At 66.2% G+C, this 9,987-nt stretch carries 6 protein-coding genes and 1 pseudogene; 4 read left to right on the forward strand and 3 right to left on the reverse strand.

Annotated features, from left to right (window positions below; genetic code table 11):
• Positions 1-32 precede the first annotated feature (32 nt).
• The 3 genes from M8859_RS34260 (at position 33) to M8859_RS34270 (ending at position 4,462) form a co-directional block, all read left to right on the forward strand.
• Entirely contained in the window at positions 33-902 is an 870-nt protein-coding gene (locus M8859_RS34260) for a carbohydrate ABC transporter permease (protein WP_159928468.1), read from the forward strand.
• A 13-nt stretch (positions 903-915) separates the two neighbouring features.
• Entirely contained in the window at positions 916-2,004 is a 1,089-nt protein-coding gene (locus tag M8859_RS34265) for an ABC transporter ATP-binding protein (RefSeq protein ID WP_249645498.1), read from the forward strand.
• Positions 2,005-2,155: 151 nt separating this feature from the next.
• Positions 2,156-4,462: an ATP-binding protein gene (locus M8859_RS34270; protein WP_159928472.1), complete on the forward strand. Its 2,307-nt coding sequence runs from the start codon at positions 2,156-2,158 to the stop codon at positions 4,460-4,462.
• A gap of 957 nt (positions 4,463-5,419) precedes the next feature.
• Here M8859_RS34270 and M8859_RS34275 read toward each other — a convergent pair.
• Positions 5,420-6,961 (reverse strand): lipase family protein, encoded by a 1,542-nt coding sequence (locus M8859_RS34275; RefSeq protein WP_249645499.1) that lies wholly within the window; start codon positions 6,959-6,961, stop codon positions 5,420-5,422.
• 104 nt (positions 6,962-7,065) lie between these two features.
• Positions 7,066-7,653 carry a CGNR zinc finger domain-containing protein gene (locus tag M8859_RS34280; RefSeq protein ID WP_249645500.1) on the reverse strand — a complete coding sequence of 196 codons (588 nt, stop codon included), beginning with the start codon at positions 7,651-7,653 and terminating at the stop codon, positions 7,066-7,068.
• A gap of 103 nt (positions 7,654-7,756) precedes the next feature.
• Between M8859_RS34280 and M8859_RS34285 the strand changes: the two genes are divergently transcribed.
• Entirely contained in the window at positions 7,757-8,959 is a 1,203-nt protein-coding gene (locus tag M8859_RS34285) for an epoxide hydrolase family protein (protein WP_249645501.1), read from the forward strand.
• A 626-nt stretch (positions 8,960-9,585) separates the two neighbouring features.
• Here the strand turns inward: M8859_RS34285 and M8859_RS37900 are convergent.
• Positions 9,586-9,781, reverse strand: a pseudogene (locus tag M8859_RS37900) (transposase); the annotation flags it as partial.
• Positions 9,782-9,987: the final 206 nt, after the last annotated feature.

Raw genomic sequence — 9,987 nt, forward strand, 5'->3', positions numbered from 1 at the left:
TGCGGGTACGCCCGCGGAAGCCGAGGAACGCGATGAACCGTACCGAGGCGCCGCCGCGGCGCGCGCTGCCACCCATCGATCGCGCACCCGTGCGCAGGCGCCGCAGACGCGCGGTGTGGGTGCAGGTGGCCTGCTCGGCCGTCAGCCTTTTCATGGTGTTGCCGATCGTTCTGATCGGCCTGGCCGCGGTGTCCTCCCGTGAGGCGCTCAGCGAGTTTCCGAAGCCACTGATCCCGAGAGATTTCTCCACCGAGACTCTGATGTCGTTCTTCCGTGCCACGGGAACGGTCGAGGCACTGGGCAATTCGCTGCTGGTGGGCCTCTACACGGTGTTCTGGTCCTTGGTGATCGGCGCACCCGCGGGATACGCGCTCGCGCGCCACGCGTTTCGCGGCAAAGACACATACCAGGTCTTCATCCTCTTCGTGCGCGCGTTGCCGATCGTGGTGCTCTCGGTGCCGCTGGCCACCGTGTTCCTGCGCATCGAGGTGTACGACACGGTGCTGGCCGTGACGCTGGTGCACACCACGCTCGCGTTGCCGACGACCGTGCTCATCACGGCGAGCATCTTCGTCGCGGTGCCTCCCGATCTGGAGGAGGCGGCCCAGGTCTTCGGATGCAACCGCTGGCAGGCCGCACGCCGGATCGTGGTGCCGCTCGCACTGCCGGGGCTGGCCGCGTCGTCGATCTTCACGTTCGTCCTGTCGTGGAACGAGATCCTCGGCGCGACGATCGTGACACTCGGGCACCGCACGCTGCCCGCTCAGGTGCTCACGGCATTGGACGAGGCGTCGATCGCGTACCGCTTCGCGGGTGGTTTCGCGTTGATCATCCCGGCGCTGGTGTTCATCTTCGTCATGCGGCGCTACCTGGTGAACATGTGGGGGACGACGCTGCGATGACAGAGGTTCGCTGATGGCTGAAGTGGTTGTCCGTGATCTGGTGAAGACCTATCCCGGCGGCACGGCGCGTGCCACCGACGAGGTCTCGCTGGAGATTTCCGATGGTGAGTTCATGGTGCTGCTCGGGCCGTCCGGCTGCGGCAAGACCACGTTGCTGCGCATGGTCGCCGGTTTGGAACTGCCGGACTCGGGACAGATCGTGATCGGCGGCAAGGACGTCACCTATCTCGAGCCGCGGCGTCGCAATCTTTCGATGGTGTTCCAGTCCTACGCCGTGTTTCCGAACAAGAAAGTCGCCGAAAACATCGGCTTCGGCCTTCGCGTGCACGGCGTGCCACATGACGAGATCCGTCGCAAAGTCGCCTGGGCCGCGGAGCTGTTGCAGCTGACCCCGTACCTGGACCGGTACCCGGCGCGGCTGTCGGGTGGGCAGCGCCAGCGCGTCGCGGTGGCGCGGGCGATCGTGATGGATGCCGACGTGCTGCTCATGGACGAGCCGCTGTCCAACCTGGACGCGCTGCTGCGGCTGTCGTTCCGGGCCGAGCTGAAAAGACTCGTCGCCGAACTCGGCACCACCACGATCTACGTCACCCACGATCAGGTCGAGGCGTTGTCGCTGGGCAATCGCGTCGCAGTGATGCGTGCCGGGGCAATCGTCCAGTGCGGCCCGCCCACCGAGGTCTACGACGACCCGGCGACGGAATTCGTCGGCGGCTTCCTCGGCAGCCCGCCGATGAACTTCCTCACCGGCACAGTCCGCGCGGCGGAGACGGGGCTGCGCATCGACCTGGGTGGGCAATCGCTCGCCGTTCCCGCCGCGCTGTCCTCGTTCGAAGGCCAGACGCTGCGGCTCGGTATCCGACCCGAGGCGATCGTGGTGACCGACGGACCGGCGGCCGCGACGGTGCGGGGCGAACTCGAAGTGCTCGAGCCCCTCGGCTCCTCGACTCTGCTAACCACCCGCGTCAGCGGGCAGACGGTGAAGGTTCAAGCGCCGCCCGGATTCCGCGCCGACGAGGGCGGCCCCTCGAATCTGTACCTGCCGCCCGAGGCATGCCGCTGGTACGACCCGGAGACCGGAATGCTCTTGCAGGTCGCATGATTACCATCGCGGGTGACGCGATATGTTCATCTCGATCGAGCTGCCCTACCTCGACGTGAACCTTGCCGTCACGGAACCAGGCACACTGCCGGCCGCGCGATGAAGTGACGGGATGCGCCGGGCTCGCCGCACCGGTTAGGATTCACATGTCATGGGGCAGCGCAGGCCCGTATGCGGAGCCGGTAATCTGCCGTCGGCGGTCACGAGTTTTGTGGGTCGACAGCGGGAGATTCGTGAGGTCCGGGCACTGCTGGCGACTGCCCGACTCGTCACTCTGACCGGAGTGGGTGGGGTGGGGAAGACCCGCCTTGCCACGGAGGTAGCCGCTGCGTCCGGCCGCTCGTTTCCGGATGGGGCGTGGTTGGTCGACCTGGCTGCCGTGGATGATCCGCAACGGGTGGCGCGTGCGGTGGTGACCAGTCTCGGGATGCCGGATCTGTCGCACCGGACAGCGGAGCAGCAGATCGTGGAACGGCTCGCCGACCGGCAGGTGCTGCTCGTGCTGGACAACTGCGAGCACCTGCTGGACGCCTGCCGTGTGCTGTGCCACCACCTGCTGCGTGCCTGCGCGGGACTGCGGATCTTGACCACCAGCCGCGAACTGCTGGGCGAAGCGGGCGAGCACGTCTATCCGGTCAGCCCGCTGTCGATGCCCGCTTCGGATGAATCCGTCACAGCTGGGGCGGTGGCGGGGTTCGACGCTCCGATGCTGCTCATGGAGCGTGCTCGGGCGGTGCGCCCGGACTTCGCGGTCACGGAGCGTAATGCGGGCACGGTGGTGCGGGTGTGTGAGCGGTTGGACGGGATTCCGCTCGCGATCGAGCTGGCCGCGTCCCGGCTGCGATCACTGCCGTTGCAAGCGATTCTGGACCGGCTCGAGGATCGGTTCGCGTTGTTGACCGGGGGTGCGCGAGCTGCGCTGCCACGACAGCGGACTCTGCGTGCGCTGATCGACTGGAGCTATGAGCTGTGCTCGCCGACCGAACAGCTGCTGTGGGCGCGACTTGCGGTGTTCGTCGGAGGGTTCACCCTGCATGCCGCGGAGGACGTTTGCGCAGGTGAGGATCTGCCGCGTGGGCAGGTGCTCGACCTGATCGATCACCTCGTCGCGCAGTCGGTCGTCGTGCTTGTCCCGGCCGACGATCAGACGCGTTATCGGTTGCTGGAGACGATCCGTGAGTATGGATGGCAGCGGGTGACCGACCGCGGCGAAAGCTCCACGCTGCGTGACCGGCACCGCGACTACTATCTCGCGTTCGCTGAGCAGATCGCCGGACAGTGGAACGGGCCCGGCCAGGAGACCGGCCTCGCCCTGTTGCGCGCCGACCGGGGAAATCTCGGAGGGGCGTTGGAGTGGGCGACCAGCACTCCGTCGAGTTCCCGCGAGGCGCTGCTATTGGTCACGGCACTGCGCTATCACTGGTGCGCCGATGGATTCCTCGGCTCCGGGCGACGCTGGATCGACCGCGCCCTACGGATTGCCGCGGACTCGGATGCCGGGCGGATCTCCGCACTCTGGGTAGCGGGATGGGTGATGGTTCTGCAGGGCGACCTCGACGCGGCTGAGTCGGTGCTCGATGAATGCGTGGCCCTCGCCGCAGAAGCCGGAGACCGCCGTGCGCTCGGCTGGGCCAGTAGCCTGCGCGCCACTGCCGCGGGCTTCCGTGGAGATCTCGCCGCTGCCGTGACAGGTTTCGAACGAGCGGTCGAGAGCTTCTCCGAGGATGACGAGCTGGTCCGGATGACCCTCTTCCAGCTCGCGGTCGCCTATACGCACGCGCATGATCCGAGAGCATGCGCGACGGCTCGGCGAGCGATAGAGCTGGCAGACCGGTGCGGCGAGCAGTGGACGAAGTCGTACGCGGTCTGGGCACTCGGCTACGATCAGCTGGTCCGGGGCGACTACGACCAGGCGATGGCTTCGGCTCACGCCGCCCTCGAGATCCAGCGCGAATTCAACGACCATGTCGGTGCAGCGCTGATGATCGAGCTACTGGCCTGGACCGCGGCCGCCCGCGGCGAGCACCGCCATGCGGCCCGACTCCTGGGAGCGATCCACACGATGTGGCGGCGAATCGGTACCTCCATCGCAACGTTCGGGCCTTATATGTCCGAGCGGCACGCAGCGTGTGAGCACGTCGTGGCCGATGCGCTTCCTGAGGCGATCGTGCATGCGGAACGGGTGCGGGGCGAAGGACTCGATCACGGCCAGGCGATCGCCTACGCCCTCGACCGGAGTGCGGGCGCCCCGCAACCTGCGACGGTGCAAGCGGGGGTGCTGACAGCACGCGAGCGGCAGGTCGCCGAGCTACTCGCACAGGGCCTGAGCAACCGGCGGATCGCCGAGCGACTGGTGGTGTCGCCTCGAACGGTCGATCGGCACGTCGAGAACATTCTCTGCAAACTCGGCTTCTCTTCTCGCGCGCAGGTCGCGGCCTGGACCGCGCGTCCGCACTGAACCTGTTGTTCTGGCGCACCGGGGCACTCTACGATGCCCTGCCCCGGCTTCTCACCAACGAGATCGGCGCCGGACCGGGTCGTCGTTGCCGGGCACATGACGCTTCAGGCGCCCTCGAGCTGCGCAAATGGGTAATCGAGTGGGTGTTTCCACCCATGCCGTGCGGTGCCGGATCTGTGATGCTCGACAGATCTTGACGAGCAGGAGGTCGGCTTTGACAGTATTCGACATCGCCGCGGAGCGCCGTCGGCAGCCGAATGGGGCCGGAGATGAATGACGTCCGTCGAACCGAGGCAGAGGGCCTGGGCGTCACGTGGCGCTTGCTGCAGGACCATTTGATTTCGATTCTTGCGGTGCATAATACATGCGACACAGCGCCGATCGTCTCCTTCGGCCCCGACACCTACCCAGATCTCGTGCAAGCACGAGAACTTTTTCCAGAATTGACGAATTTGTGGGACGCGGTGCGCCACGAATTCTGGGCATGGCTCATTCCGCCACCACCTCGATCGCCGCAATCAGGGCGATAAGCGCATATAGTGCCTACCTGCCCGGTAGCCGGGCAAAAACAGTGATTCGCCGCCCTCGATGGGGGAGCGGTCACGGGGCGGTCCGCGTCGGCGGCCCACCCCGTGACCGCTCCTCAACGGCTCGGGCTACCTGGAGTCGCTGATGAACGAGTTGAAGCCGCCCTCACGGTGGCCGTCGTGGGCATGCGCCAACTGACGTTCCAGTGCGGAACGCAGCGCGGGGCTGGCGACGGTGCGTCACCCTGCGGTGACCTGCTCTGAGCAACTGCACCACATATTGCTCGGGAAGCTCGGTAACGGTCCGATCCCAGTCGATCACGCGGCACGCCGAATGGCGACGAGTGCTCGCAGCCTGCAGCGGGAACTGGCGGGCGAAGGCACCACATGGCGCCGCGAACTCACCGTGCTCGCCGGGTTTGGTGACTTCTTACGCTGTTTCACGCAGTTCACCGCCGCGTCGGCCCGGTCCGGGCCGTGTGCGGCTGTCGCGCAGCGGCATTCCGAGCGTGACGCGCAGCGCGGTGTCCGCCATCTCGAGGTAGCCGCGCCAGACGCCGGGCGCGGTCGCGACAGACCACACAGTGCGGGTTCCGGACTCTGTGATCGGGAGTCCGGCCAGGCGATCGGACAGCCAATTCAGCGCCAGCGGGGTCGACAACGCCATCAGGGTGAAGTGCTCGCTGAGCCGGTCGCGCACGTACACTACGGTCGCGCCGTGGTCGCGGTATCGGTTCACCTGAGCATCCACGCATTCGCGGTGGATCACCTGGTCATGAACCGGTTGGATTACCAGCAACGGACAGGCTGGCGCGTGGCCGCCCAGCCGCAGGTCATCGAGCATGGCCACCATCTCGGGTTCGGCGAGGATGTCCGCGAGTGGCCGATCGAGGTGATCGTCGAAATCGCGCCCGGCCAGCCGCAACAGGGTGAGCAACGGTGTGAGGGTCTTCGCCTGCTCGAGCAGCCGGTAGCCTCCCGGACGCATGTGCGCGTCGATCACGCGTTCCACCACCGGATAGAGCCGGCGTAGCGCGGCGATCACCATCGCGGGAAAACCCGCGAACAACCCGCCGCTGAGCCGCACCAGCACCTGCGCGGGATCTCCCACCGGCGCCCCCAGCACCGCCGCGGTGATGTCGAGTTCAGGAGCGTAGGCGGGGGCCATCTCCACCGTCCACGAGGCGGCCATCCCGCCACCGGAATACCCCCAAACCACGATCGGGCTGCCATCGCCCAGGCCCAGGGCTTCGAAGCTCAACGCCGCCCGGACCCCGTCCAGAGTGCGGTACCCGGGTTCGCGCGGTGCGCCGAAATTGCCCTGCGGCCCTCCGTGGTCGCTGATGCTAACCGCCCAGCCGCGCCGGACGGCGTTGGCGATCATCAACGGCCACTCGATCGGAGTGATCGAACCGTGAGCCCGTGAACGGCGCCGCAACGCATACGACGGCGCTGAACGTTCGGTCACCGCATCGATCGCCGACTCGAACGCCAGCAACGGCCGTTCGACGTCGGGGTCCGCGTCGGCGGGTAATACCACCGTCGTCACCGCAACCTCCGGGTGACCGTGCATATCCGTGCTCCGATACACCAACTGCCACGCCGACACTCTCTGCGGCACCAGCCCGAACAACGCCAGTTCGACCCGACGACTCCGCAGGATCGTTCCCGGCGGCAACGTACGCAGGTCGCCGCCCGGATGCAGGAACTCATCCCGCGACCGCACCTCCACCGGCTGGGCCCTGCGAGTCCCCATCCGCGACCACACCGAGAAGCGGCCCAGCACCGGCCCCGCCTGCCTCCCCACGCTAGAGCCCACTCCCATCGCTACCTTTCGCAGCTTGCCGCTACACCCGAACACCATGCTGATGGGATTGCTACCGATTGGCCGATCGACCCCGCCTGAGCGTAGATGCCCAGCGCCCTGTTCGAAACGGCCCACACCGAAAATTAACTTTTCTGACAAAAACAAACTTGGGATAGCGAGAACCGCTCTCTTCGCCCGGCGCCTCGGCCTGGACGGCTAGCAGCACTGTCCGGCCGATCATTCCAGCCGGTCCTCCCGGGCAAGCCGGATCAGATGACACCCATCCGTGCGGCAGTCCTGGTCTTGCGCTGGTTGGCATTGAAGCGCGCCTTCTTCTGACGATTCCCGCACGTGTTCATGTCACACCATTTGCGGGTGCGACTCTGGCTGGTATCGAAGAAGGCGGCTCGGCAGGTTGGCGATGCGCACAAGGCCAATTTTCCGTCTCGTTCGCCTGCGATGATGCTGATCGCGTCGGCGGCGATCACGCCTAGGGCATCTTCTACGCTGGAAGCCGAGCCGAGTCGCCATCGACGGCTGCCCTCGGGCGTCAGGACGGCCGCCGCCCGACCCTGAATGCTGCAGTCATTGATGACTTGAACAGCAGACGCAGGAAGACCGTCTCCGATCGCGGCCGCTGTCGCGGCGGCGTGAATTGATTCCCTCAGTTCCCGAGCGAGTTCGAGCTGGGCTGCGGTGCAGGAGTCCACGGCCAGGCCGTTCACGACCAGCCAGTCGACGAGTCGCTGCGGCGTGGGAATGCGTTCCACCGGGTCGCCATGACGCTCCGACAGAGTCCCCGTGAAGCTGGTCGCTAGCACGTTACCGAGGCGAAAGTCAGGGAACCCAGCAGGCATGGAACCACCTTAGCGGGTTGCCGGCCGCCGCCGGGGCATGTTAGAACCGTCTTAGCCGGTTCCAGGTAAGCCGTTGCCGGTTCCGCGATGACCAGGAGGTCTCATGCCCACACTTGGCCACCTCGACCCCGTTCTCACCCCCGACCCCGTAGTGGTGCATGCATTCGAAGCCCACGCACCTGACGCCGACCTCGACGATCTGCGCGCGCGGCTGGCCGTAGCGCGGCTACCGGAGACCGAGACGGTCTATCGCGCCGCGCCCGGCCCTCGCCGATGGGAACAGGGCGTCCCTCTCGCCGACCTCGTCGATGTCGTGAACTACTGGCGCACCGGGTACGACTGGCGGTCGTTCGAAGAGCGCCTCAACCGGATCGGCCAGTTCCGCACGACCATTGATGATCTGGGGATCCACTTCCTGCACCGCCGATCCGCGCGCGCAGACGCCACTCCTTTGATCTTGACGCACGGCTGGCCAGGCAGCATCGCCGAGTTCATCGATGTGGTAGACGAGTTGGCGGATCCGAAAGATGCGGGCGCGCCGGCATTCCACGTCGTGGTCCCATCGCTACCAGGCTTTGGTTACAGCGATAAGCCGGCCACCACCGGGTGGGGAACCGAGAAAATCGCGGCCGCATGGGTGGAACTGATGGGAAGGCTCGGCTACAGCAAGTTCGCAGCCCACGGTGGCGACTGGGGAGGTGTGATCACCACAATTCTCGGCGGCAGGTTTCCAGCGCATGTTCTCGGCATCCACACAACGCTCGCGCAGGCACCGCCCGGTTTGACAACGGACGGGCTGACGGCGGTCGAGCGCGAGTGGACCGAGGAAACCCGCGATTTCTGGCGGCACCGCGCGGCGTACGCGAAGCAACAGGCGACCCGACCGCAGACCATCGGCTACTCGCTCGTCGACTCACCGGTCGGGCTTCTTACCTGGATCCTCGACAAGTTCGCCGAGTGGACAGATATCGAAGACAGCCCGTTCGAGACGATTTCCATAGACCGCGTTCTCGACGACGTCACCCTGTATTGGCTGACGCGGACCGGCGCATCGGCGGCCCGCATCTACTACGAAAGCCACAACTCGCTGGACCCCGAACTTCGGGTCGACGTCCCGTCAGCAATCACCATGTACCCCCGCGACATCGAGAAGTGTCCGCGCCCCTGGGCACAGCAGCGGTACCGACAAATCGTCCGATGGAGGTCGCCCGAAACCGGGGGACATTTTCCGTCGCTGGAGGTTCCCGAGTACTTTGTCAAGGACCTGCAAGAAGGCCTCGCGGCAGTGTTGGCCGCTAATCGGTGAACGCGGCTGGGTACCGGGCACTCGGAATCGGTCCGAGGATCCGAGCTGTGCGCCGGCTGCTCGGCCCGGCGAGCGTCCCAAATCCTAGCCACCCGTAGATCTGGGAAGAACCGGTCGACCGTGCCGGTCCCGGCGGTCTGCGGCCCGGCGTCCCCGTAGCGAACGGTTACCGGGCCCACACCGCTGAACCCGGCAGCAACGACTCGACCAGACCTCGCAGGTCGCCGGGCACAAGACAGCTCGATGGCGAGTCGAACATCATGCGGCATAACCGGTCCGGCAAGATCCGTTGCGCCGCCGAAGATGATGCTCCTATTTGTGTCAAGCTGCGGTGAGCCATGTTCGGTAGCGTTGGGCGAGTTCGTAGTCGGGGTAGGTGCCGAGTTCGGTGCGGGCGAGCTTGCTGATGTAGGTGTCCATCGCGGCTGCGGCGGCGGTGAGGGTGATGTTCTTGGCTTGGCGTGCGGGCCGGAGGTCGTCGAGGTCGGGGGCGGCCAGGCCGCGGGTGAGGGATTTGAAGATCTCGCGCGCGATCGCGCGTTTGAGGATGCGCCGGATCTCGGCGTCGTTGCGGCCTTTGGCGCGTTGGGTGCGGACGAATTCGCGGGTGCGGGCATGGGAGGACATCCGGACCAGCGCGATGGTGTGCAGGGCGCGGTTGGCCTGTCTGTCGCCGCCGCGGGAGAGCCGGTAGCGGGTGGTTTTGCCCGAGGACGCTGGGACCGGTGCGGTGCCGCACAAGGCGGCGAAGGAAGCTTCGCTGCGTAGCCGGTCGGGGTTGGCGCCAGCGGTGATCAGTAGTTGCGCAGCGCTGTTGGGGCCGACCCCGTGTAGCGAGAGAAGATGCGGATTGGCGGTTTTGACCAGGTCACGAATCTGTTCTTGCAGGTTCTGAGCCTCAGTGGTGAGGAACCGGTGACGCCGCGCCAGGGTTTTCAACGCGCTGAGCACCGCACGTGCGATCGGATCGGTCTTGTCGGGCCGACAGGATGCCAGCGCGGTGATCAGCGCTTTGTCGGTCAGCTTGC

This window comes from Nocardia sputi (genome assembly GCF_023501985.1).